Annotated in this window: 19 protein-coding genes; 12 read left to right on the plus strand and 7 right to left on the minus strand. The window is 61.3% G+C overall.

What is annotated here, in order from left to right; genetic code table 11:
* The first annotated feature begins 121 nt into the window (after nt 1-121).
* Nucleotides 122-379: a BrnT family toxin gene (locus V8192_RS04950; RefSeq protein WP_341631935.1), complete on the plus strand. Its 258-nt coding sequence runs from the start codon at nt 122-124 to the stop codon at nt 377-379.
* Nucleotides 372-806, plus strand: a complete 435-nt coding sequence (locus tag V8192_RS04955; RefSeq protein ID WP_341631936.1) for a BrnA antitoxin family protein — start codon at nt 372-374, stop codon at nt 804-806. The genes V8192_RS04950 and V8192_RS04955 overlap by 8 nt, the downstream gene beginning before the upstream one ends.
* A 332-nt stretch (nt 807-1,138) precedes the next feature.
* On the opposite strand, the gene V8192_RS04960 is transcribed toward V8192_RS04955, so the two are convergent.
* Nucleotides 1,139-1,906 carry a hypothetical protein gene (locus tag V8192_RS04960; protein WP_341631937.1) on the minus strand — a complete coding sequence of 256 codons (768 nt, stop codon included), beginning with the start codon at nt 1,904-1,906 and terminating at the stop codon, nt 1,139-1,141.
* Nucleotides 1,907-2,067: 161 nt separating this feature from the next.
* On the opposite strand from V8192_RS04960, the gene V8192_RS04965 reads away from it, so the two are divergent.
* Together V8192_RS04965 and V8192_RS04970 are read left to right on the plus strand one after the other, a co-directional pair.
* Nucleotides 2,068-3,093, plus strand: a complete 1,026-nt coding sequence (locus V8192_RS04965; RefSeq protein WP_341631938.1) for a class I SAM-dependent methyltransferase — start codon at nt 2,068-2,070, stop codon at nt 3,091-3,093.
* 183 nt (nt 3,094-3,276) lie between these two features.
* Nucleotides 3,277-5,208 (plus strand): TIR domain-containing protein, encoded by a 1,932-nt coding sequence (locus V8192_RS04970; RefSeq protein ID WP_341631939.1) that lies wholly within the window; start codon nt 3,277-3,279, stop codon nt 5,206-5,208.
* A gap of 215 nt (nt 5,209-5,423) precedes the next feature.
* On the opposite strand, the gene V8192_RS04975 is transcribed toward V8192_RS04970, so the two are convergent.
* Both V8192_RS04975 and V8192_RS04980 read right to left on the minus strand, forming a co-directional pair.
* Entirely contained in the window at nt 5,424-6,005 is a 582-nt protein-coding gene (locus V8192_RS04975) for a PEPxxWA-CTERM sorting domain-containing protein (protein WP_341631940.1), read from the minus strand.
* Between the two features lie 220 nt (nt 6,006-6,225).
* Nucleotides 6,226-7,656 (minus strand): hypothetical protein, encoded by a 1,431-nt coding sequence (locus V8192_RS04980; protein WP_341631941.1) that lies wholly within the window; start codon nt 7,654-7,656, stop codon nt 6,226-6,228.
* Nucleotides 7,657-8,061: 405 nt separating this feature from the next.
* On the opposite strand from V8192_RS04980, the gene V8192_RS04985 reads away from it, so the two are divergent.
* A complete protein-coding gene (locus V8192_RS04985) occupies nt 8,062-8,928 on the plus strand; it encodes an MBL fold metallo-hydrolase (RefSeq protein WP_341632304.1) in 867 nt (288 codons plus the stop codon).
* Between the two features lie 70 nt (nt 8,929-8,998).
* On the opposite strand, the gene V8192_RS04990 is transcribed toward V8192_RS04985, so the two are convergent.
* On the minus strand, nt 8,999-9,670 hold the full coding sequence (locus tag V8192_RS04990) for a glutathione S-transferase family protein (RefSeq protein ID WP_341631942.1): 672 nt from the start codon (nt 9,668-9,670) through the stop codon (nt 8,999-9,001).
* 673 nt (nt 9,671-10,343) lie between these two features.
* On the opposite strand from V8192_RS04990, the gene V8192_RS04995 reads away from it, so the two are divergent.
* Nucleotides 10,344-11,615, plus strand: a complete 1,272-nt coding sequence (locus V8192_RS04995) for a SulP family inorganic anion transporter (RefSeq protein ID WP_341631943.1) — start codon at nt 10,344-10,346, stop codon at nt 11,613-11,615.
* A gap of 75 nt (nt 11,616-11,690) precedes the next feature.
* On the opposite strand, the gene V8192_RS05000 is transcribed toward V8192_RS04995, so the two are convergent.
* Both V8192_RS05000 and V8192_RS05005 read right to left on the minus strand, forming a co-directional pair.
* Nucleotides 11,691-12,203 (minus strand): pyridoxamine 5'-phosphate oxidase family protein, encoded by a 513-nt coding sequence (locus V8192_RS05000; protein WP_341631944.1) that lies wholly within the window; start codon nt 12,201-12,203, stop codon nt 11,691-11,693.
* A gap of 34 nt (nt 12,204-12,237) precedes the next feature.
* Nucleotides 12,238-12,393, minus strand: coding sequence for a hypothetical protein (locus V8192_RS05005; protein WP_341631945.1), 156 nt, complete (start codon nt 12,391-12,393; stop codon nt 12,238-12,240).
* Nucleotides 12,394-12,471: 78 nt separating this feature from the next.
* Between V8192_RS05005 and V8192_RS05010 the strand changes: the two genes are divergently transcribed.
* The 5 genes from V8192_RS05010 to V8192_RS05030 all read left to right on the plus strand — a co-directional run bounded on the left by V8192_RS05010 (nt 12,472) and on the right by V8192_RS05030 (nt 22,170).
* Nucleotides 12,472-12,951, plus strand: coding sequence for a pyridoxamine 5'-phosphate oxidase family protein (locus V8192_RS05010; protein ID WP_341631946.1), 480 nt, complete (start codon nt 12,472-12,474; stop codon nt 12,949-12,951).
* 212 nt (nt 12,952-13,163) lie between these two features.
* Nucleotides 13,164-15,497, plus strand: a complete 2,334-nt coding sequence (locus V8192_RS05015) for a TonB-dependent receptor (protein WP_341631947.1) — start codon at nt 13,164-13,166, stop codon at nt 15,495-15,497.
* A gap of 102 nt (nt 15,498-15,599) precedes the next feature.
* Nucleotides 15,600-18,857: an adenylate/guanylate cyclase domain-containing protein gene (locus V8192_RS05020; protein ID WP_341631948.1), complete on the plus strand. Its 3,258-nt coding sequence runs from the start codon at nt 15,600-15,602 to the stop codon at nt 18,855-18,857.
* Nucleotides 18,858-19,015: 158 nt separating this feature from the next.
* A complete protein-coding gene (locus V8192_RS05025; protein ID WP_341631949.1) occupies nt 19,016-20,503 on the plus strand; it encodes an ATPase domain-containing protein in 1,488 nt (495 codons plus the stop codon).
* Entirely contained in the window at nt 20,500-22,170 is a 1,671-nt protein-coding gene (locus tag V8192_RS05030) for an ATP-binding protein (RefSeq protein WP_341631950.1), read from the plus strand. The genes V8192_RS05025 and V8192_RS05030 overlap by 4 nt, the downstream gene beginning before the upstream one ends.
* A gap of 30 nt (nt 22,171-22,200) precedes the next feature.
* Here the strand turns inward: V8192_RS05030 and V8192_RS05035 are convergent, their stop codons facing one another.
* Entirely contained in the window at nt 22,201-23,112 is a 912-nt protein-coding gene (locus tag V8192_RS05035; protein WP_341631951.1) for a LysR family transcriptional regulator, read from the minus strand.
* Nucleotides 23,113-23,183: 71 nt separating this feature from the next.
* Here V8192_RS05035 and V8192_RS05040 point away from each other — a divergent pair, with 71 nt between their 5' ends.
* The gene (locus V8192_RS05040; RefSeq protein ID WP_341631952.1) at nt 23,184-23,756 is read left to right on the plus strand and encodes a hypothetical protein; all 573 of its coding nucleotides are present in this window, start codon (nt 23,184-23,186) and stop codon (nt 23,754-23,756) included.
* Nucleotides 23,757-23,856: the final 100 nt, after the last annotated feature.

Genomic DNA, 23,856 nt, shown 5'->3' on the forward strand with positions numbered 1-23,856 from the left:
TTGGGTGGTAAGCTGACATTGGGTGTCGCGCGCCTCCAGGTCGCTAACTTTGTTCGTGCTTTATTTTTTGTAGCTCCATAAAATAACTTGAATCGTTCATTTATTGGAGTTACATAAATCCATGCCCACAGAGTGGGATGAAGCGAAGAACGAGGCGAATTTTGCTAAGCACGGTTTGTGGTTCGAGAGCTTCGAAGGATTCGACGCCGAGCCGGTAGTGTTGATCGATAGCCGTAAGGATTATGGCGAGGTGCGCTTTCGTGCGTTTGGACGGATTGATGGGGAAGCCCATTCAATCGCTTACACGATCCGCGGGGGCAATTTGCGGCTAATCAGCTTTCGCCGTGCGCACGAGAAGGAGGTGAGTCGCTATGAGTGACAAGAAGCTGATCGATCGCAAAGCGAGGAAGGAAGATCTCGACAATCCAGAGTGGACGACCGGGGACTTCGCGCGTGCTCGCCCGGCGTCTGAAATCCATGGACGCTCGATCGCGAGTAGCCTTGTGCGCAAGCGCGGGCGCCCACCGAAGCCGGATGACGAGCGCAAGAAGCAGGTGACCTTGCGCCTGTCGCAAGACGTCCTGTCAGCAGCGCGAGAGACGGGTTCTGGTTGGCAGGCGAGAGTTGATGATGTCCTTCGCGCCGCCTTCACGCGAAATCGCACTGTATCCATGGCGGACCTTGGGGCCGCGATCGTCGAGAGCACTAAGGGCGATAGCCGGCGCAAAACTCCGCGGGCGAGTCCTCACGAAGCTGTTCGCACTAGTAACGAGCCCCATCGAAACAACCACAAAAAGCGCGCCTGAAGTATATCGAACCCCGCTAATGGCAGGAATGGGTCGAAAGCAGACCTAAGCGGCTAATGTCTGGAATGGTTATCCGCTAGATGAGCAGACACTCGGTCGGTACGCCCGAACGGTGGCTGTCATGAACCCTATGCCGTTCATGGTCTTCGACCCGGGACCGGCGCCAGATTGTGCTTTTGCCAGACACACCCGTGACACGATCGATCGGCAGTTACCGTGCCGGGAGGGCGGATGCTGGCAGGGGTCGAAAGAAGCTTATGATCGAGCGCCTTTCAAAAAGCCCACTGGCAGCGGAGTTCCCTAGCGTCAGCTTTGGGTCGAAGATTGCCACACTAGCGGTCGAGCAGCTTGATACGCTCGGCCAGCCTCCGGTCGAGGAGGTCGAACAGCTCGAGGCGGGTAAGATAGACGTCGACGGTCGATCGGTGTTGGCTCAGCTCACGTTCGAGCGACGGGTCGGCGCGCAGCCTCTCAGCGGTTCTCGTGGCCAGGACGGGCTCGATTGCGATCGGGCAGGTCGCGGGGAGGACCACGGTGACGCCGTCTCTTTTGATGATGTCGCCGCAATTCTTGCGGATGTCCTGCTGAATCGAGTCCGGGATCATCTCGCGCACATGGTCGCGATACCGCGTCTCCATCGCGCGAGTGTTGATGGTACTATAATCGAAGGTCATCAGCCGAGTGAGTGTCTGGCGGATCTGCGGATCCGGAATCTTGCGCAAATCGCTTGCGCCGAACACCAAAGCCCAGCTCGCGCCATTATTGTTGAACCCGAGAATTTGGCTCGCTTGGTAAGCGGCGATAACGAAATCCGCGTCGCTGACCTTCGGGTCGCGACGCCATCCGGCAAACGCGACTTCGGCATAACGGCCGGCGCTTGCGTAATAATGCCGGGCGCTGCTTGAAAAGGCTTCGAGCTGGTCGAGCTCAGGCTCTAGCTGGAGCAAAGTTTGCCGGGTCTCGTTGCGCTCTGATCGTTCTTGGTTCCAGTTGGCGACCCAAATGCCGATGAACACGCCGATGATGACGATCGCGAGTTCGATCGCAATCGCCAGCCAATCCTGCGCCCGAAGTCTGGCCACGGCGCGCTTGAAAATCATCGAGCTGCCCCTTCTAACCCCGGATCATCGCTTCCTTCGCTAGTGTCTGCAATGGGTCGAAAACCGATGCTTCGCTAATGGCAGGAATGGGTCGAAAGCGTACACTCCTGGACTACTGTGGTAAGCGCTCGTGTCGGCAGAGCCTCAGCGGAGGTCAAGCAATGAAAAATCACATATCCCCGGATCATATTCTGCAGATTGGCTTTGGTTTTTGGGCCTCAAAAACATTGCTCAGCGCTGTAGAGCTTGCAGTCTTCTCACAGCTCGCAGACAGTCCAAAATCCGGGCCGGAACTCCAGAGAACCTTGGGTCTGCATCCCCGCGCCACCTTCGATTTTCTGGATACGCTCGTTGCCCTTGGACTGCTGGAACGAGAAGGCTCTGGCGAGACCGCGCGCTATGCCAATACGCCGGCGACAGCTCTGTTCCTCGTCAAGTCTAGCCCCCAATACCTTGGCGGAATCCTCGAGATGGCAAATGCACGTCTGTACCGGTTCTGGGCCGACCTCACGACAGCGCTCCAGACCGGGCTGCCACAGAACGAGATCAAAGAAACCGGCAAGTCGATGTTTGAAGCCGTATACGCCGATCCTGCGCGTCTGGAGCAGTTCATGGAGGCAATGAGCGGTATCTCGATGGGTAATTTCATCGCCTTCGCTGAAAAGTTTGACTTCTCCAACTACAAGACCTTGGCAGACATTGGCGGCGCGACGGGCCAGTTGTCGACGATTGTCGCCGCGCGCCATCCGCATCTGCGCTGCCAGAGTTGCGATCTTCCCGAAGTTCAGCCGATTGCGGAACGCCGGGTGCGCGCGCAAAATCTCGATGGTCGAGTGACAGCCCAGACGATCGACTTTTTCGCTGATGAGTTCCCCAAAGCAGACATCATCACGATGGGAATGATCCTACATGATTGGAACCTCGAAAATAAGAAAATGCTGATCGCCAAAGCCTTCCGTGCCTTGCCACCAGGCGGAGCTTTTGTCGCAATCGAGAACATCATCGACAACGAGCGTTGCAAAAATGCCTTCGGCCTAATGATGTCCCTGAATATGCTCATAGAGTTTGGTGAGGCTTTCGACTTTACGGGCGCGCAGTTCGCCACGTGGTGCCAAGAGGCTGGCTTTAGTCGCTGCGAGATTATCCCACTTGCCGGCCCGGCCAGCGCCGCGGTCGCTTACAAATAGCATTGCGATTACGATCTGGGTCAGATCGTGTGCCGGTCAATGTCTGCTTTGGGTCGAAAGCAGACGTTCGAGTAACGGCCCGTTTGCGTGGAAAGCGGACCTAATACCGAGGTTGATCTGGGCGTCAGACAACCTTGTGTGCGATGCTGTTTTAGCGCAGCTTGAACCGCGCGGGAGCTGCCGATGGCAAGCGTCTTCTTGAGCTATAATCGCTACGACGACGGTAAAGCACGACGCATGGCAAGGGCCATGGAAAAGGCCGGCCATTCCGTTTGGTGGGACCTGCATGTGCGAGGTGGAGCGCAATTCTCGAAGGCCATCGAGGATGCTCTCCAAGCTGCCGACGTCGTGGTCGTGCTTTGGTCCAAGAGTTCCGTCGATTCCGCGTGGGTTCGGGACGAAGCTGCCGCGGGACGAGACAGTGGGCGTCTGATTCCGCTCTCGCTTGACGGCACCTCGCCGCCTTTGGGCTTCCGCCAATTTCAGACATTGAACTTTTCGAGATGGACCGGAAGCGGAAGAGCGATCGAGTTTCAAACGCTTCTGGCAGCCATCGGGGCCTTCGAGTCAAACAAAGACAAAAGAAACTTAGAGGCCCACCCTCCGCCTACAGCGGGGCACCATATCGATCTGCGGCAATCTTGGCTCATCGCAGTCACTGTCGCCGTCTTGGTCGTGGTATTCGGCCTCTCGCTGGCATTCTGGCGGCCCTGGAACCGGCCGGGACCTGCGGTTGTGGCCGTTCGTGCTTCTGCTCAGGATGCCGCATCGCAAGCCCTCGCGCGCGACCTCGCCGTCCAGCTGGGCTCGCTTCGTTCAGTACTCTCGAACTCAATGCAATTAGCAAATCCCAACTCCAGAAAGTCGGAGAGACCGGATCTCATCTTTCAAACCGCGGCGCTCGCGACTGGCGAGGGCGCCAACCTGGTGCTTTCTAATGCCAAAGATGAGGTGCTTTGGTCGAAGCAATTCGACGATCCCAAGACCGACGCTGCAGATCGCCGTCAACAAATTGCGTACGCAGCAGCCGGTGTCTTACGCTGTGCTCTTCAGGAGTCCTCGGGCAAATACGGTCGCCTTCCGAGCGACATGCGCCAGGCGTACCTCGACGCCTGCGCCGCATTTGCGGATATCAACTGGGATACGCGGTCACTGATCCAGCCCTTGCGTCATGTGACCGAGGCAGCGCCCAACTTTCGGCCAGCCTGGGCGAAGTTATTGATGGCTGAAATCGGCGCTGCGAGTTTCCCGGATAATGTCAACGCAGCCGATACGAAGCGGGCTCTTCGTCTAGACCTCATTCGTGCGCGCAAGCTCTTTCCTGACATGGCAGAAGCTACCGTGGCCGAGTACCGGGCGGCTTCCAATCCAGGCTTCTCGGATGGCATCGCCCTGCTCGACAAGGCAAAGGCGCAAGATCCTGACAATCCCGACGTGCTGACGGAGCACTCGCTTCTCATGGTGTCCGTCGGACGGATCGCAGATTCACTCGATGATCTTCAGCGCGCCGCGCAGCTTGATCCTCTATCCCCCGTTACCCAGTCATTCCTGATCAGGGGGCTGGCCTATGCCGGACGCACCGGAGAAGCGAGGGCAGCCTTGACGCGCGCGGAACAGCTCTGGCCTGGGACGGACACTGTTAGGCAGGCGAAGGGCACTATTGATCTTAGGTATGGCGATTTCGAAAAGGTGCTGCACGAAAATGGCGATTACGAACTTCCGGGAATGGCTCTGTATGTGGCCGCACGAAAGAACCCGACCGATGCGAACGTGGCGCAATTCATGGATTTTCTCTCCAAGAGCCGCGGCGACAGCGACCGTCTATCCTTTGGCATCCAGGGGCTGGGAGAGATGAATCGCGTCAAAGAGATCTATGATCTTCTTGCTGCCGCGCCAGTCGAAACCGCCTTGAAGACTAACACCTACGTGCTCTTCCGGCCTTGGCTCGCCAGAGCGCGAAGTGACCCGCGTTTCATGACGATCGCCGAGCGCCTCGGCCTGATGAGCTACTGGCAGGACTCCGGCCACTGGCCAGACTTCTGTTCGGATCCGGGGCTCGGATACGACTGCAAGGCCCAGGCCGCGAAGGTCCGCGCTAGCTCTCAGGCGTCGTAATGATCGGGCAGCTTTGGATGGAAAGCTGACACAACCGCTCCACTGCTTGCAATCTTTTCCCGTTGAGCGGTCGATGGCGCCTCGCTGAATGCTCGAACGGAAGAGGGGGTCCGCTGAAACCAGCGGACCCCTCCTAAACGAGACCTAAGAGGCTCAGGGGGCAACTCCCAGCCGGTTATGCCTCGCTTAGCGCGAACAGCGACCGGCAGTTGCGATCAAGCGATCTGCAGCAGCCCTTGTTTCCGGCGGCGACGAATGGCCATGCCGATGCCGCCGAAGCCGACAAGCATCAGTGCCCAGGTCGCGGGCTCAGGAACCGATCCGCTGTCGAAGAGATCAACGTGCGAAATGCCGGGATTGTTAAAATATAGGCTCAGGTCGAACGTGCCAGATGTGAACCCGTCCGGGTTATAGAAGAGCTGGTAAGTGTTGTGGCACTCAGTGCAGTTCAACCCGGAGCCGCCGTTGAAAATCCCGAAGAAGTGGGCGATTTCCGAGCCAGTGTAATTGTAGGTCAAGATCTCGCCAGAAAGGCTGTCGGTGAAACCGGTTGTGCTGCCCGTCCCGTCAAGCCCGAGTATCCCCGGAGAACCGGGGACCGGAGTTCCGTTAGGTCCTACTTGAGTGAGCGTACCGCTCATCGCGGTGAAGCCGGCCGCGTAACAGGTGGTGATAGGTCCGCCGGTGCACTGGTTGCCGCTGAATGTTCCCACCAGTGTGATTGTCGCTTGTGCGGGAACGCTCGGAACCGCGGTAGCAGCTGCACCAACCAGTGCCATCATTAGGAGGCGTCGCATAACTGTTCCCTTCCGTTACTCTGAAGGGGGTTTGCCAGCACTTCGAATAGGGTGACCGGCGCGCCCTTGCCACATGTCCTTGTTGCTCATCAGCAACGAGGACTTTGCCGCTTTTTCAGCCGGTTAACCGACTCGGCCGAAGTGTTGTAAACTCTTTGTTAACCATAATCTACGGGGTGCGTAGCGATCCAAAGAGACAGCCTTGGGACGAAAGCTGACGTTAGCCTGCTATCCGCGCAGCAATTGCAAAGAGTGTCGGCAAAGCGACGACGCCTGCCGCCACCCGCAGAGATTTGCGCAAGATAACCGCGCCACTCTCTCTCAGCTCGCCTGATACCAGCACCATCGCCAGCGCCGCGCCGGTAATTGTCCAGATGTGATAGCGCATGCCTGTCGCAACGCCGAAAATCAGATATCCCGACCCGTACAACGTGGCCGAGGCGGCTATCGCAATCACGGGGGCGCTGAGCTCGGCCCAAACCGCGGTCACGAACGCGGCGAGCCCGACCGTGATCCAGAAAGCTGGCCAGCCGATTGGTGTTAATGCGGTAAAGTCGGCGATTGCCGTAATCGCAGACAGGACAGCGTTCTGGCGTACTCGGTACCCCCATGGGTTGGGGACCGATTGCGACCAGGCGGGGAACTTCGGGTTTTCACCCACCAGGAACCAGGTCGAGACATTGAAATGCGTCAGGCGATGCTCCGCGTAAGCGAGCGGATGGTCACGTATTGCCTTGAGCCACACCAACCTCGCATCGAATTCGTCGTTGTCGATCCTGGCCTGGAAGGCATCGAAACTAAGCGGGCAGGGCGTCTTAGCCCAGCTCGAGTAGCCGTCCCACTGGTGAGCGTCATAGCAGCGCCGATTGACGGCGACTGGATTAGTCACCCCGATGTCGGGAAAGACGCTCACACCGCTATGCTCAGTAATGCCCCCGAGGTCGAAGATGATCAGCGACAGCTCAGCGTCTGTCTTCTCGGCCTGCACCAGCGCGTTGACGACGGGTCCAACGAGCAAAAATGGAACGGCCGCGCATAGCGCCGACAGGAACAACCTGAGCTTCGTTTTCGTCAGGAACCGCGGGAGAGCAGCAAGGGCAAGTGGTACGCAGGCGACAAAGGCATTGATGCGCAGTGCTGCGGCAAGCAGCAGAGCGACCAGGACACCGCCGGAGAGCGCCAGGCGAGAGACGCGATCGCTTGCAATTCCGCGCCAAAGCAAGAGCCCTGATGCGCATCCAAGCAACCCCGCCATCAGGCAATCTTTGGTGATCGTTCCGGTCAGCGCCAGCGGTATCGGAAGCCAGCCGGCGCAGGCCACCACCACCGCCAGGACTGGGCGTCCGCGCCTGTACGCCCATGATGCGATAAGGCCGATTGCGAGCCAGTAGAAAACGAGCTGGAGCAGCAACATCGGCGCCGGTCCGGGCTCAATGAACATGAGCCGCCGCCAGACCCATGCCATCAATGGCGGGTGCCAGTCTTCATAGGCGTTGTCGACCGCCTGCTGATATTGCCAGCGGGCGTCGTCGATCATGATTCCGGGCCAGTAGCCGTACGCAATGAGACCGAAGCCGACGATCACGATCCCGAAGATCGCCGCAAGGCAAACGCGGCGCGACACCATCGAACGCCGTGGGAATGGCTTCATAGGCGTCTACCAGCCAAACGAATTGATACGGTGCAGGTTCTTCACCCCAGCGCTGCATTTCGCAGCGCGGATTAAAGAAGGACGCTTTTTGGGCATCATTCGCTCCTTCACTGATTTGTATCCATCCGTACGGGTTTCCGGGACCCCGAATAGATGTCGATTTGCATTTCCGGGGCGTCGATTAGCTCATTCAGGTGATGGCAGGAACGGCTCGAGGCGGCCGCTTCCGCGAATGTCTGGAATTACTGTGCACCAGAGGCGTGAGCGCTTCCAAGGTCTGGAATGGGTGGAAAGCGGACATTCGACATTGCACCAGATGGATGAGAAGGCTTGTCCTCCGACGCGGAGGATTGGCCTTTGACAATTTCACGGCGAGCTTTTGTGGCCGGTGCAATCGTCTCGGCCATGCCCTTTCGCGCCTCGGTGCGAGCGGCGCCGCCCGCGACGAGAGTAGTCTTGCTTGGCACGAAGGGCGGGCCGACCCCTTCAGCCTTTCGCGCACCCGCGTCCGTTGCGATCGTGACGGGCGGACGGCTTTACCTAATAGATTGTCCGAACGGAGTGGCTGGACAGCTGGCCAAGGCGGCGATCAGATTGGATCAGCTGTCGCACGTCTTCGTCACTCACAATCATTCTGACCATGTCGTGGATGCCGGGAGCCTGCTTGTGCTGGCCTGGGGGTCTGGCCTCAAATCATCAGTGACGCTGCACGGACCCCCTCCGCTGAGGCAGATTGTCGACCTGTCGCTTGCCGCATCAAGCTACGACATTGCGGTGCGCACGAGAGAGGAAGGGCGTCCGCCACTCCTTCCGTTGATCCAGGTTCAAGAGCGAACCGCCGCGGGACTGGTCCATCAAGACGGGCAAGTCAGGGTGACCAGTGCCGCTGTTGACCATTACACAGTCAAGCCCGCATTCGCCTATCGGTTCGAGACGCCGACCCGATCCGTCGTAATATCAGGCGATACAACATACAGTGAAAATCTCGTCAGGCTTGCGCGCGGCGCGGACCTGCTCATCCACGAGGCGATGTACCTTCCCGGCGTCGACCAGCTTGCAGGCGACAATGCCAGCCTCAAGCAACATTTGTTCCGCAGCCATTCGACAACGGAACAGGTCGGTCTAGTGGCCGCGCGTGCCGGCGTGAAAAAACTGGTCCTATCTCATCTCGTTCCGGCTTTTCCCTCGATCACGGATGACATGTGGCTTGAAGGTGTGCGCAAGAACTTCAGTGGCGAAGCGATCGTGGGACGCGATCTTCAGGAGGTCTGAACCGTAAGGGCGTTCAACTGTCTGCTTCGGGTCGAAAGCAGACGGCAGCCTTGGTTCGAAAAGGAGAGCCTCAGGCTAATCTTTGAACATAGTCTCGGATCGCGTCCCTGCGCGCAATCGCTGCACGGCCGGCGGGCGTGCGGTTGAGGTAGTTAAGCTGCCCCCAAAGCGCGAAGTCGCAAAGGTAAGGCTTGTCACCGAGGACGTAAGGACCAGGCGCCAAGAGCCGCTCCATGGCCTCGAGATTCCGCTCGAGGTCGCGCTGCACGTGCGCTGGACTCTTGCGTGATGTTCCCTGGCTACGAAGCTGGTTGAGGATTCGACGCAAATAGAAGCGATAAGCCACCTTGCCCTTGAACGTGTTCCCGAACACGCCCGCGATTGGCTTACGTCCTTCCGCTTCGAACCAGCGGTAGTAAAGGCCAATGAAGTAGAGCGATTCATCGGCCCACTCCTCGATGGCATGGACGAGGCCGCGCTCGCGGGAATCGGTAGGAAGCAGCGGGGGCTCGGGAAAGCGCTGGTCGAGTGCAAGAGCGATATCGGTGGAATCCGTGATGAAGATGCCATCGATCTCGACTGCAGGCACCTTGCCAGTCCCGCGTCGCCTGAGCGTGCCGCGTGCCCGGAGCGGGTTCACGCTTTCATAGGTCAGTTGCTTGTAATCCAGGATTGCCCGCACCTTCATGCAGAAGGGTGAATAGGGCCAGTCGTAGAAGACGATCTTGCAGCTCGCTCCCATACGAAACGATTCTGACGATTTGATGAGTGAACCGCAATCCAGGCTCTGGCTGCAAAACCGACATCAGGACGAGTGTCGGGCCTTTCCTAGCTCAGCGAGGCAGGTGTTCCTTGCACGTCGCAACGCCGGGCTTCTGACGGCCTTTACGGCCGGCAAAACGACCCTGAAATATGCGCGTGTCTCTTGGCTCGTCGGCTCAATCATCGGATAGCTGCAAGCAATTCGCCACGAGGGCTTGCGGGTGACGAGACCCAGGACTCCGGACGGGTTCTTCGGCAAAGCCTTGGCAACGGCAATGCGTAGCGCTTCTGCTGTTCCGGCATCCGTTCCCGGTTCCAATTTCGGTACCAGTGCCAGCCACCGGGCAGCTCCTGATGCTATTCCATCGAGCACATTGTCATAGTCACCAAAACCCGAGCGAGTGTGATTAGGCGCGGCATTGGCGAGTTTGTCGACAGCTCGCCTGGCGCCGTATCTTTCGATCAGCCGCTCCACCGTCCTGGGAGTAATTGCGGGCGCTGCTTGGCTCGCCAATAGCACAGCGCTCAGGAGCGTAATCAACAATGCCAGCCTCGCGCTGTCGGACCCGAGCGGGAGTGATGATGCCCAGTTCGTCCAAAGTCTGCAATTGCGGGTCGTTGAACTGTCGCAGTTCGCCGTTTAGCGCGGCCTTGTGAAACCCAAGCTTCTCACCACCATCGGCGATTATTCATGGAGGCTCTTTGCCAGCGATGCGCTCGCCGGCATCACCGTCGCGCTGGTCCCTCTTCCCTTGAGCATCGCCATCGCGATCGCCTCGGGTGCCACGCCGAGGGCAGGGTTGGTCACGGCTATCATTGGCGGCTTTCTCATCTCGCTTCTCGGCGGAAGCCGGGTTCAGATCGGCGGTCCGACCGGCGCATTCATCGTCGTCGTGGCCGGCGTCACCGAGCAATATGGCTTTGACGGACTGCTGATCGCCACGTTGCTCGCTGGGATCATCCTCGTCGCGGGAGGGCTAGTGAGGGCAGGGCGGTTCATTGCCCTCGTTCCAGAGCCGGTCATCGAAGGGTTCACCGTTGGGATCGCACTGATCATCGCGGTCAGCCAGTTGAAGGACCTGTTCGGAATGTCGGCTGCGCACGTTTCGGCCGATCTCGTGCATGGCTTGCCTGCGCTGTGGAGCGCAAGGAGCAGCATCAACCCCTATGCGCTCGCAGTCGGCTTTGCCTCGATCGCGGGCATCGCCTTGCTCCGGCGCTTCCTGCCATGGTTTCCAGGTTCCCTGCTGGTCATTGCCGCCGCCTCCGCGGCCGTCGCGCTGGTGCCTCTTCCCGTAGATACGATCTACTCGCGGTTCGGTGCGCTCCCCGGCGGACTGCCGGCCCCTTCTATTCCTCACGTCAGCATTGCAAGGATCAGCGAACTCCTGCCGTCGGCTTTCGTGATCGCGTTCCTCGCAGCAGTGGAATCGCTTCTTTCCGCGATCGTTGCGGATCGCATGATCGGGGGGAAGCACAGGTCCGGCGCAGAGCTTCTCGCACAGGGTGCCGCGAATATCGTCTCACCGCTCTTCGGGGGCCTGCCCGCAACGGGCGCGATCGCGCGGACGGCGACCAATGTGCGCGCGGGCGGGCGCACGCCCGTTGCCGGGATCGTGCACGCTCTTGCGATCCTTGTCTTTACTCTCGCTGCCTCCTCAATCGCGAACTATCTCGCAATGCCCGCGCTCGCCGCCTTGCTGATCGTCACGGCATGGCTGATGAGCGAGCCGACCCGCTGGAAGGAGCGCATGCGACTGCGGGCCGACGATCGCGCGCTGTTTTTCATGACGATGATTTTGACGGTGGTCAGCAATCTCACGATCGCCATCGCGGTCGGCACGGGTGCCGGCCTGGCGTTGCGGGTCTTGCGAAAGGACGTCGAACCGGAGGAGTGGACTCCGGCGGATCGCTCGAAGCTCTAGAAAAGCCGCGTTCGGCTCGCGCCGACCATCCCTTAGTCCACCACGCTTTCTTTCCGCCGTCCGCGGTCAGTTCGCTCAGCTGACCGGCTTCAACCTGGCGCCAAAGCCCCAATCGTCGTCGCGAGCGGGGGTCATGTCGGTCAGTCCGCCCGGCCCCACGGTCAGGAGATCGGCATGGCCGAAGCCCTTTGAATAATCGAGGATCGTGATGACCTCCGGGTTGGCACGCATTATCGCCGAATGGCCGGGCTCCGGCCGCTCGAGCTTTTGAAGGCCCGGGTGCCGCTCGAGCAGCAGCTTGACGGCGCGCTGGCGCTGCTGGGGATCGCGCACCTCGGACGCTCGCGCGGCGATCGAGACTGCCCTGATTGTCGAGGGGTCGTGGAAGTCGCGGCCGATGACCAGCGACACGCGATCATCGCGCTCAATGTTGGCGAACTTCTGGCTCTGCCGCGACACGATGAAGTAGAGGAGGATGTCCTCGTTGGCGTAGCTGACCATCGTCGTCTGTGGCCAGCCATCCGGGCGCAGAGTCGAGATCGCCATCAGCCGGTTGTCCTGGAGGATGTCGATCGCCTTCTGCTTCATCAGACTTCTCCGGGCGCTGTTCAGGAGAGCGCGCCTACTCCTTCGCGGCGATCCCCATATGCTCGCGGTCGAAAACCTCGACCGTGGCGGGATTGTTGCGCTCCAGCTTTCCGGGCCGGACCTGCGGTCTCAATCCCATCAGCATCTGGACGACGGGCGCTGCTCGGGGGATGTTTCTCGTCTGGGTCATCTTAAGACTCCTTGACCGGACAGTCACTGGTTTGGCGCAGCGGCTCGGTCGGTACCATAAGGAGACCTACTTAGTGACATGGCGTGCAAGGCCGTGGATGTTGAACTCGAGGGGAAGTTTCGGATGGAACAGCCTGCGATCACAATCCTCAATTCGAACAGGATCATGACAATCGCCACCGTCCGCCCCGACGGTTGGCCGCAGACCACGATGGTCGGCTATGCGAACGAGGGCTGGCGCATCTATTTCCTGATTTACCGGTCCAGCCAGAAGTTCGAGAACATCAGCAAGGACAACAGGGTTTCGGTCTCGGTCGGGCACGAGCCCGGCTCCTTGCGCGACATCAAGGCGGTCTATGCCGGCTGCAATGCCGAAGAAGTCACCGATCTTGCGGAGAAGAATCTTGCCTGGAAGCTCCTTGCCGAGCGGCATCCCAACCTCACCGACCTTGCACCGCCCGGCAAGGACGAAGTCGCGACCATGCGGGCAGACTGCAAGCATGTGTCAATGCTCGATTACAGCCAGGGCCTCGGGCACACGGAAGCGCTGACGCTTTAGCTGGCGCCGGAACCCGGCCAGGGCCTTGGCCTCGTTCCGATAGCGGGCATCTGGCTGGAGGCCTTAGGAAGTATGGCTTCGAAGGCGGCCGCATGCGGTTACGCGGCAGCCGATTAACATCCGTTCACTACACCTGCGTTCAAACGATGTGTTATGCGTCGCACTTGCCGCCGTGCGAACGGACGGTGGCGATCACGGATTAAGGGGGCGCCGTGGTTCGCAGTGCGTGGCTTTTGCCGAGCCTGGTCTTCTTGCTCATCTGGTGGGTCGCCGAGCCCGCATCCGCACAAGGCGGCCCTCCAGGGCAGCCTGCTTCGACCTCGTCAGCTGCGCCCGACCCGGCGGCGCCTCAGGGGATCGCCGAGATCGTGATCACGGCACGCAAGCGGCTTGAACCGGCGCAGCGCGTTCCGATCAGCGTTTCGGTGCTCAACAGCCAGACGCTCGCGACCAAGGGCATCAAGGACCTTTTCCAGGCCGTGACCCTGGTCCCGGGAGCCGTGTTTTCGCGGGCCCCGGACGATGGTCTCGCGCTGACGTTCAGGGGGCTTGGAACCGCCGCCCGCTCGCAGGCCTTCGAGCAATCGATCGCCGTTTTCACGGACGGTGTATTCTTGGGGAAGGGCCGTCTCTACTCGATCGGCCTGTTCGACCTGGACCGCATCGAATTCATCCAGGGAACGCAATCGACGCTGGTCGGCAAGAACGCGAGCCTCGGGGCGATCAGCATCATCAGCCGCCAGCCAGGCGACAGATTGTCTTTTGAAGGAAGGGCTGGCTACGAGCTCGCCGACGGCGGCTACCAGCTCGATGCCGCGAGCGACCTTCCCCTCGCTCGCGAAGCGTCGCTGCGCCTTGCTGCGCATTACAATGATCTCAACGGCTGGGTGCGCAACGACATCACTGGCCACAAGGGGCCCGAGCACAAGGATCTTGGGCTTCGCGCGACGTTGCGCGCTGACCTTAGCGACCGTCTCAAGGTGGGCGCGGCCTACCAATATTCGGACAACCGGCAGATCGGCGCCAGTTATCAACTCGTGGGCGGCGATCTTCCGCCGATCTATGGTGATCACCGGCTCGACGACCACACGTCTCAATTCACTCTTGCTACGCCCAGCGGCGAAACGGTGCACCGGACGCGCTCGCACGTCGCTTCCCTGAAAGCGGAGCTCCAGATCGGCACGCACACGCTGGTCTCGCAAAGCGCTTACGTCGCGTACCGGCTGCACAACCTCGACGATTTCGATTTTTCGCCCGACGACAGCAACAATTTCGATCGGCACGAGAAGTATCACCAGTTCACGCAGGAAATCCGCATCCAGTCACCGCCTGGCGGCCGTTTCGACTATATGGCGGGACTGTTTTTCCTGAAGAGCCACTGGAATTCGCTCGAAACGCAAGATTGGCATGTCGCGGGATTTCCGCCGGTCGGCGCGCCGGGACCCGGCCAGCTGTTCAATGGTCCGTTCGGAAATGATTTCATCCAGGACCTGACGGCCTATTCGGCCTTCGGCTCGGGAACCTTGCACCTCTCGAAGGCGCTGCGCCTCACCGGCGGATTGCGCTACACGCGCGAGACCAAGCATGTGCTGTTCGGCCGAACGGCCTTGCCGCCTTTCACGGTGTGGAACACGATTGCAAACCCGCCCTTCGATCCGACGCCGCTCAGGCACCGGTCGAGGTTCCTCGACGGCAACGTCAGCCTCCAGTACGATATTGCCCGTAATGTCATGGCCTATGGCTCGTTCGGGCATGGCAGCAAATCCGGCGGCTATGTCGAGACGAACACGATTGCCGTACCCCCGCCGCTTCTGGTCAATGGAAAGGTGCCGCCCGGCCTCGTTGCCGCTGGCGCGCTCGTCAAGGACGAGAAGGTCAAGAGCTTTGAACTGGGGATCAAGTCGAACCTGTTCTCAAGGCGGGTGCGGCTCAACCTTGCGGCGTTCTGGACGCAGAGCGGGACCTTTCAGGACACGGTCTTCACCGGCGGCACACTGGGCTTCATAACCTTCAATGGTCCGGTCAGGAGCCACGGCGTCGAAGCCGACAGCACGTTTCTCCTGACCCCCCGGCTGCGCCTCGATGGAAGCATCACCTATGCGGATGCGACGGGGATCATTCAGCCGATCGATCCAGCAACTAACGCGCCTCAAATCGACGTGAGCGGCAATCCCGTCTTCCGCCGCTATCGCCGCTCGCAGGCGCCGAGGCTCATCTTCAACCTCGGTCCCAGTTACGATGCACCGCTCGATGCCAAGTACAATTGGCACATCGGCGCGAGCGTCCGCCACCGCAGCATGATGTTCAACCAGCGGCAGGAGCAGTTCCCCTCCAAGGCGCTCACAACGCTCGATCTCTGGGCCGGGATTGAAATGCGCAACGGTCGCTGGGGCATCGACCTCGTTGCCAGGAACGTGACCAATGCCATCTCCGAGGATTTTGCCAGTCCTTCGGTCGATCCCCGTTTCTCCGCTTATTACGGAAGCTATCTTGCCGGGCCCAATCCCCTCAGAACAGTGATGATCTCCGTTCATGCGAGTTATTGAGGGGCTCCGGGCGGACTTTCCGGTGCGGATGGCCCCCGAGTTTCTTGTATTGGAGCTTTGATGTAAGGACGCGGGCACGCGGTCGTGCGGGAGACAGCGTGCATGTCTGGCATCTCGGAATGGCTGGCAGGGCAGGGACTTGAGCGATACGCCCCGGCGTTCCACGAGGCGGAGATCGATGTCTCGACGCTCGACCTTCTCACCGACGAGGATCTTCGCGAACTAGGGATACCCCTCGGACCGCGCCGCAAGATCCTCGCCAGCCGGGAAGCTGCAGGATCCGCCGAGGCGAACGGCGAGCTGGCCGGCGAACGGCGGCAGATCACCGTCATGTTCGTGGACCTTGTCGGTTCGACAAACCTTTCGACCCGGGTCGATCCGGAAATCATGGGCGAACTCCTGGCGAGCTACAAGGCGGCGGTTGCCGAGGAGGTCGTCGAAGCCGGAGGAACCGTCGCCAAGTATCTGGGCGATGGGGTGCTCGCTTATTTTGGATGGCCCAAAGCGCGCGAGGATGCTGCAGAACGGGCGATCCATTGCGCGTTTGGAGTCCGGGATCGGGCGAGGCAGATCCGTGACCCTTCGGGCGAACCGCTCCAGTGTCGGACCGGGATCGCGACCGGACTGGTGGTCGTCGGCGGCACGACCGGCAGCGGCAACGCCCGGGAAGACACGGTGGCGGGCGAAGTCCTCAATCTTGCAGCAAGGCTTCAGGGTCTTGCCGAGCCTGGCGGCATCTGCGTCTCGCGGCGGGTGCATGAGCTTGTTGGCCAGCTGTTCGACTTCGAGTTTGCGGGCGAGCACGAGCTGAGGGGTTTCGACGAAAAGATTTCGGCCTGGAGCCCGCTTCGCGAAGCGCAGCACGCGAACCGCTTTGCGGCAAAGCGCGCGGTGAGGAGAAGCCTGGTCGGGCGCGACCGGGAACTGGCGATGCTCACTGAGCAATGGGCCGACGTGGTCGCGGGCGACGGACGGGCCGCCCTGATCCTGGGCGAAGCCGGCATCGGAAAATCGCGCCTGCTTGAGGAATTGCACGCAGCGATCGGGGAAGCGCCCCACGCGTTCGTTTCGTGGCAATGCTCCGCCTTTCACCAGACCAAGCCCTTGTACCCAGTCATCGAACGTATCACGCGGGCGGCCGAGATCGTCGACGGTGACGACGGGCCGGCACGCCTCGCCAAGCTGAGGACCTTGCTGGGTGCCGCCGACATGCCTGTTGAAAGCGCCCTCCCGCTTTTCGCCGAGCTGCTGTCGCTGCCGCCCGAGGCGGGCTATTCCCCGCTCGAACTAACCCCCGCTCAGCGCAGATCCGCGATGATCGGCGCGATTGGCGACTGGATCCGGCGGATTGCCGAGGAAAGGCCCATGCTCCTCAACCTCGAGGACGCGCACTGGGCGGACGCGACGACCCTTGAGGTCGCGAACCTCCTCATCAACGGACTGGCAGGTCTGCCGCTGATGGCCATCGTCACCGGGAGACCGGAATTCGCGGCGCCCTGGAGCGGACGAGCCAAGGTTACCGTCATCGGCCTTGATCGCCTGAACGACCGCGAATGCGAAAGCCTGATCCGCGAGATCATCAGCGCGGACGACGTCGCGGATGCGACGATCAGGCAGATTCTCGAACATAGCGACGGCAATCCGCTGTTCGTCGAGGAGCTGAGCGCGGCCTTCGCGCAATCTGGCACCAAGGCCCGCGCCGCCATCCCCGACACTCTCCAGGGTTCGCTGCTGGCTCGTCTCGATCAGCTCGGCGATGCCAAGCGCACGGCGCAGCTCTGCTCGGTCCTTGGACGACATTTCGCGCGACCGCTCCTCGCCCAGATTTACGAGGGCGCTCCCGCAATGCTCGACACCAACCTCTCGTTGCTGGTGGCCAATGACGTTCTCCATCCGCTCGGGCGTGCAAACGAGGGTCGCTATCAGTTCAAGCACGCGCTGCTGCGCGATGCCGCGTACGAAAGCCTGTTGCTGGCAGAACGGCGGCGGCTGCACGAACGGTGCGGACGGCAGCTCGAGCGCGAATTTCCCGAGGCAGTCGAAGCCGAGCCCGAGTTGCTCGCACATCACTTCCGGCAGGCGGGGCTGGCCTCTGAGGCTGCACACTATCTGGAACGCGGCGGAGACCGGGCGTCGGCGAGCGCCGGCTATATCGAGGCCATTGCAAGCTACCGCGACGCTCTGCAGCAATTGGGCGAGTTGCCCAAGGGCGAAGAGCGCGACCGCCGCGAACTGGGCATATTGCTGAAGCTCGGACCGGCGCTCACCATTATCGATGGCGCCCAGAGCGCCACCGTTCGGGACGTCTATGGCGCGGCCGAGAATCTCGGGCGCTCGGTCAATGACCTCGACGGGCGGTTCAAGGCGCTCTGGGGTCTCTGGTACAATTCGAACGTCGGGCGCGACTATTCGACCGCGAGCAAGTTTGCCGAGGAGCTGGTGCTGCTGAGCGAGCAGTCCCACGATGATGCGCACGTTCTCGAGGCGCTTCACTGCCGCTGGTCATCGGCGATGTTCCGCGGCGAATGCGCGGCCTCCATCAGTGACGCAAGGCGCGGGGTCGAGCTCTACCGCAAGGACGATCATCATCGCCTCGCCGCGATCTTCGGCGGTCACGACCCCGGCGTTTGCGCGCATGGTGTTGCAGGCTCGGCTCAGGTGACTGCGGGCCAGTTCGAGACTGCCATCCAGAATATCACGGATGCCGTTGCTCTTGCCGAGCATCTCGATCATCCGCACAGCATCGCGCACGCGCTGATGACCGGACTTTCCGTTGCTTCGGCAGCTGCCGACTACCGCCATTTGGAGAAGTGGGCGAAAGACCTCGAGCGGGTCGCCGAAACCTACAACTTCCCGCCGCAGCGCGCGGTTGCCGCGTTCTTCCTCGAGTGGGGCAAGGCGCAGAGAGGCCAGCTGGACATCGGGCAGCTGCGCTCGACCTTCAACCAGGTCGTTGCGATCGGCCCTCTGACACTGGTCTATGTCGCACTCTTTGCCGAGGAATTGCTGAAGGCCGGAGAAGCCGCCGAAGCGCTCATGGTCATCGACCATTTCGTCGGCACATTGAAATTCCCGTTCGGTTATTTCCTGCCTGACGTCTACCGCGTCCGCGGCGAATGCCTGGCTGCGCTTGGCCGGACTGACGAAGCGATTGCCGAACTGGAACATGCGGGGCAGATGGCCAGCGACCAGGGATCGGAACTCTTCGCCTTGCGGGCCGCAATAGCCCGGGCCCGCTGCTGCGCGGACGGCGAGGAGAGAGCTTCGGCGATCATGGCAGTCGAGAAATCACTCGACATCATCGGGTCGACCCCCTGGCCGGAGATCACGGCTGCGCGCACTCTCGCCGCGGCGAGATAACCCTGGAAAAAGCCGGGTTTCGACGATCGGGCGTCCTGCGTTCTTGTCCAGAGGGGGAACGTCGGCCGCTCTAGTCGCCGCCAGGGCTCACGCGATGTGTCCACGGATCGTTACGGCTGCTGAACGCGTTAGCCCCCTTCAAATCTTGGAGCGAACTTGTGACCGACCTTGGTGAAAAGGCCCAATTCGGCATTGTGGGACTTGATGACATTACGGCCGGCGGGCTTGCCCGCGGCCGATTGTTCCTGCTCGAAGGCAGCCCCGGCACCGGCAAGACGACGATTGCGACCCAGTTCCTGATGGCGGGAGCTGCCGCGGGCGAGCGCGCGCTCTACATCACCCTCTCGGAAACCGAAGACGAACTGAGGGCAGGCGCGCAGTCGCACGGCTGGTCGCTAGAAGGCATCGACATTTTCGAGCTTGTCCCTCCTGAAAGCCTGCTCGACGAACAGCAACAGCAGAGCCTTCTTTATTCCTCCGACCTGGAGCTTGGAGAAACGACCAAGCGCATCTTCGAGGCTTTCGAGAGGGTGAAGCCGCAGCGCGTCGTTCTCGACAGCCTGTCCGAGATCCGGCTGCTGGCGCAGTCCTCGCTCCGCTATCGCCGCCAGATCCTGGCGCTGAAACACTATCTCGCGCGGAGCGGCGCGACCGTATTGATGCTCGATGATCTTTCAAGCGAAGCCAATGACAAGACGATGCACAGCATCGCGCACGGGGTCATTCGCCTCGAGGAACTGTTTCCCGAATATGGCGCCGAGCGGCGCCGGCTGCGGATCATCAAGTATCGCGGGCAATCCTACCGGGGGGGCCATCACGACATGGTCATCGAAACCGGCGGTGTACGGGTTTTTCCGCGTCTCGTTTCCGCCGAGCACCGCAAGCCGTTCGATCGGGAGATACTGAAAACGGAATCGCCCGAGCTCAATGCCCTGCTCGGGGGCGGGATCGACCGCGGGTCCAGCGTTCTCATCCTGGGGCCCGCAGGGACCGGAAAATCGCTGCTGGCGCTGACTTTCGTCGCCGGGGCCGTCAATCGCGGGGAGCGGGCAGCGATGTTCGTTTTCGACGAGGAACTCGGTCTTCTCATGGAACGGGCGAAGGGCCTCGGCATCGACCTTCAGAAGATGATCGACGACGAGCGCCTGGTGATCGAGCAGATCGACGCTGCCGAACTGACGCCCGGGGAGCTTTCGGAACGCGTGCGCCGCTGTGTCGAGGAGAATAACGCCCGAACCGTCGTGATCGACAGCCTCAACGGCTACCAGGCGTCCATGCCAGGCGAGCAGGCACTGGTTCTCCACATGCACGAGTTGCTTCAATATCTGAACCGCCGCGGAGCCTCGACCTTCCTGACGGTTGCCCAGCACGGCCTCGTCGGCGACATGAGGGCACCGGTCGACGTGACCTATCTTGCAGATACGGTCGTTCTTCTTCGATACTTCGAGGCGTTCGGGCGGGTGCGCCGCGCGATCTCGATCATCAAGAAGCGTACGGGCGCCCACGAGGACACGATCCGGGAGTATCGGATAGACAAGCGGGGAATTACGCTGGGCGAGCCGCTCATGGGCTTTCAAGGCGTGCTGCGCGGCGTTCCTGAACTCGTTGAGGATAAGCCCAGCCTGCTCGAGGCGTCTCCCAAATGAGCGGAGACGTCTCGGAGCGGGCACTGATCCTCGCTCCGAATGGCCGCGACGCGATCGTGGCCCGCGAAATGCTCGTCGAAGCCGGTATCCGGGGCGACGTCGTTGGAGGGGTCACCGAGTTCGTGAACGCGCTTGGCGCAGGGGCGGGCTGCGGTGTCATCACCGAGGAGGCGCTTGCAGCAACCGACCTCCACCCGCTGTCCGACTGGCTCGCCCGGCAACCCGAATGGTCGGATTTCCCCTTCATCCTCCTCACCCAGCGGGGCGGCGGGCTCGAGCGCAACCCGGCCGCGGGCCGGTATCTCGACCTTCTTGGCAACGTCACATTTCTCGAGCGCCCTTTTCACCCGACGACCTTCGTCAGCCTCGCGCAATCGGCGCTTCGCGGACGTCGGCGGCAATATGAGGCCCGAACGCGTCTCTACGAGCTGAACAAGCTTGCGACCGATCTCGAACTGCGCGTCGAACAGCGCACCGCCGAGCACGAAGCGGCGGTGACGCAGCTTCACGAGGCGCAGAAAATCGAAACGCTGGGCCAGTTGACGGGCGGCGTCGCCCATGACTTCAACAACCTCCTCACGCCCATTACCGGCGCGCTCGACCTGCTGCATCGCCAATATGGGGACAGCGATCCCCGGACGGGCCGTCTCCTTTCGAACGCGTTGCAGGCAGCTGACCGGGCAAGGACATTGGTTCAGCGGCTACTGGGTTTTGCAAGGCGCCAGTCGCTCCGGACCGAACCCGTCGACCTCGTTGCGCTGCTCACCGGAATGCGCGATCTCGTCTCGAGCTCGATCGGCCCCACGATCCAGCTGCAGCTTCGCTGCGAAGCAGACCTACCGCCGGCTCTGGTCGATCCCAACCAGCTCGAGCTTGCGATCCTCAACCTTTGCGTGAACGCTCGCGACGCGATGCCGCAAGGCGGTCAGCTGACGATCCTTGCCGAGGGGGCAGCGGTAGGACCGATGTCGTCTCCAAGGATCAAGCCCGGCTTTTACCTGCGACTATCGGTTATCGACGCCGGCGTCGGCATGGACGCCGACACGCTGGTGCGTGCGATCGAGCCGTTTTACTCGACCAAGGAGACCGGCCGGGGAACGGGCCTTGGCCTTTCCATGGTGCATGGTCTTGCAGCTCAGCTCGGCGGCGGCTTTCACCTCACCAGCGCGCCTGGAGAAGGGACCCGCGTCGATCTCTACCTGCCGGTCGCCGACAAGGGCATTGCAAGCACCCAGCGGGTCGCGAGCGAACCCCCGCGAAGTGTTGGCCGGCGTCTAAAGATCATGCTGATCGACGACGAGGACCTTGTCCGGATCGCCACTGCCGAGTTGATGCGGGACCTTGGCCACGAGGTCACCGAGGCGAAAGGCGCGGTCGAAGGACTGGCGCTCCTGCGCGGCGGGCTCGATGTCAACGTCGTCGTCACGGATTACATGATGCCCGGCATCGACGGGGGCGAACTTGCGCGGCGGGTAAGCGCGAGCCATCCCGACGTCCGTATCCTCCTCATTACGGGCTATACGGGTCCTGCCGACGACGTGCTTCACCTTGCCCGGCTGTCCAAGCCTTTCGGACAGGCCGAACTCGCATCGGCGCTCGCATCGCTGTTCGCCGATGACGACAAGATCGTGCGGCTTCATGGCCGCAGGGGTCCGGATCCTATCTAGTTCGGGAATTTTGTGGGGTCGGCACCGGCGCTAACCGGCATCGGCAAGGCGATCCTCCTCGCCGACAAGAGCAGAAAGCAGCAGCGTTACGGCCGGATCGGCGATACCCCGGTGGGAGGAAAGCCAGAAGGAGCCGATCCCGGCCCCTTCCTTCAGGGCGACGAACTGAACGCCTGGAAAGCGTACGTTCGCGAGCGTCGAGCTCACGATCGAGACGCCAAGGCCGCTTGCGACCAGCGCGAGCATTGATCCCCAGTCGTTGGTGCGCTGCGTGACCCTGGGCTCAAATCCGGATGCCTTGCACAGGGAAGCGATCATCCGGTGCCACTGCGGGGCTATGAACTCGTCGCTGGTGACGAATGTCCGCTTGGCGAGAGCTGCAATCGAAAGCTCGCCCTCGGAGCCTGCCGGGTCGCCCTCGGCCAATGCAACAACGAGGCTGTCGCGATCGAACAGCTGGTTCCTGACCCCGGTCCTGTTGCGTGCCTCACGGCTGACGATAAGGTCGTATTGCCCGGCTTCAAAACCTGCCCAGAGATTCGTCGATTGAGTCGTATGCAGCTGGAGTTGGACCAGTGGGTAACGTTCGCGGAATGACTTCAGGATACGCGGCAGCCTCGTCATCATCGACACGGGCGCATATCCCAAGCGAACGGTGCCACGGCGACCGGCAGCCGCATCTTCGGCACGCGCGAGCGCGACGTCGAGTTCGCCGAGGGCATTGCGCGCGGCCTTGACCAGGAGCTCGCCTGCCGGGGTGAGCCTGATCTGGGGGCGCCGGAAGAAGATCTGGTAGCCGACGATGTCCTCCACGCGGCGGACGACCTGGCTGATCCTTGGCTGGCTGACATTGAGCCGTTCGGCCGCGCGTCCGAAATGACACTCCTCGGCGATCGTCAGCAGCGGGGGAAGTTCGGGAAGGAGAGCGGAAGGGAGCGTCATAAGCTTATACTAATGACGGCGGAAGGAGATTAGAATAGGTTTTGACCCCCGCGGAACTAGGTTTCTGCCCCATGAGCTTTTCTTTCAAGGCGCTTGGAGCCCGCCGCCGCGCCGCTGCTGCCGAAAACTCGACTGGCGTTGAGAGTGACGCGCGGGGGAGCGACGCCGCCGAGCCTTCATCGAGAAGACCGGAGGGCTCCGAACTGAGGCTCGTGATGGAGAAGCTCGCTGGCCTCGAGCGCGTTCTTCATGAGCTGAAACAATCATTGTCGCCCAACTCCCCGGAAGGTTTTGGCACTGGCCATGGGGTCGACGACGCCAAGGTCAGGCGGATCATCCGGGCGCGGAGGATCCGTGAGCAGCAGCTTGGACCCGAACTCTTCGCCGATCCGGCGTGGGACTTGCTGCTCGAGGCCTTCGCCGCGGATCTTCGCCACGAATGGCTGACGGTTTCCCACTTGTGCCGGGCCTCGCGCATGCCCGAGACGACGGCTCTGCGGTGGATCAAGCTTCTCGAGAAAGAGGGTTGGCTCAAGGAAGCGCAGTCCCCCGATGGCCGCAAGTGGATGGAACTGACCCTCCAGGGCTCGAGCAAGCTCAGGCGCTATTTCGACGCTATCGGTCCGGCCTCGTTCCTCATATAGGGCTCCGCCAACTCGCGGTATCAACAACCTTTCCTCGACGTGGGGTTGCTCACTTGGCGCCGAAGCGGTGGATGATCCTCGCCTGGGTCGCAATTCTATC

The organism is Sphingomonas agri (assembly GCF_038148795.1).
Classification (GTDB): domain Bacteria; phylum Pseudomonadota; class Alphaproteobacteria; order Sphingomonadales; family Sphingomonadaceae; genus Sphingomicrobium; species Sphingomicrobium agri.

What these genes read in the sequence shown, in the direction of transcription:
- V8192_RS04950 (WP_341631935.1), top strand. Translation starts at nt 122, where the DNA reads ATGCCCACAGAGTGGGATGAAGCGAAGAACGAGGCGAATTTTGCTAAG.
- V8192_RS04955 (WP_341631936.1), top strand. Translation starts at nt 372, where the DNA reads ATGAGTGACAAGAAGCTGATCGATCGCAAAGCGAGGAAGGAAGATCTC.
- V8192_RS04960 (WP_341631937.1), bottom strand. Translation starts at nt 1,906, where the DNA reads ATGATTTTCAAGCGCGCCGTGGCCAGACTTCGGGCGCAGGATTGGCTG.
- V8192_RS04965 (WP_341631938.1), top strand. Translation starts at nt 2,068, where the DNA reads ATGAAAAATCACATATCCCCGGATCATATTCTGCAGATTGGCTTTGGT.
- V8192_RS04970 (WP_341631939.1), top strand. Translation starts at nt 3,277, where the DNA reads ATGGCAAGCGTCTTCTTGAGCTATAATCGCTACGACGACGGTAAAGCA.
- V8192_RS04975 (WP_341631940.1), bottom strand. Translation starts at nt 6,005, where the DNA reads ATGCGACGCCTCCTAATGATGGCACTGGTTGGTGCAGCTGCTACCGCG.
- V8192_RS04980 (WP_341631941.1), bottom strand. Translation starts at nt 7,656, where the DNA reads ATGAAGCCATTCCCACGGCGTTCGATGGTGTCGCGCCGCGTTTGCCTT.
- V8192_RS04985 (WP_341632304.1), top strand. Translation starts at nt 8,062, where the DNA reads ATGCCCTTTCGCGCCTCGGTGCGAGCGGCGCCGCCCGCGACGAGAGTA.
- V8192_RS04990 (WP_341631942.1), bottom strand. Translation starts at nt 9,670, where the DNA reads ATGGGAGCGAGCTGCAAGATCGTCTTCTACGACTGGCCCTATTCACCC.
- V8192_RS05000 (WP_341631944.1), bottom strand. Translation starts at nt 12,203, where the DNA reads ATGAAGCAGAAGGCGATCGACATCCTCCAGGACAACCGGCTGATGGCG.
- V8192_RS05005 (WP_341631945.1), bottom strand. Translation starts at nt 12,393, where the DNA reads ATGACCCAGACGAGAAACATCCCCCGAGCAGCGCCCGTCGTCCAGATG.
- V8192_RS05010 (WP_341631946.1), top strand. Translation starts at nt 12,472, where the DNA reads ATGGCGTGCAAGGCCGTGGATGTTGAACTCGAGGGGAAGTTTCGGATG.
- V8192_RS05020 (WP_341631948.1), top strand. Translation starts at nt 15,600, where the DNA reads ATGTCTGGCATCTCGGAATGGCTGGCAGGGCAGGGACTTGAGCGATAC.
- V8192_RS05030 (WP_341631950.1), top strand. Translation starts at nt 20,500, where the DNA reads ATGAGCGGAGACGTCTCGGAGCGGGCACTGATCCTCGCTCCGAATGGC.
- V8192_RS05035 (WP_341631951.1), bottom strand. Translation starts at nt 23,112, where the DNA reads ATGACGCTCCCTTCCGCTCTCCTTCCCGAACTTCCCCCGCTGCTGACG.
- V8192_RS05040 (WP_341631952.1), top strand. Translation starts at nt 23,184, where the DNA reads ATGAGCTTTTCTTTCAAGGCGCTTGGAGCCCGCCGCCGCGCCGCTGCT.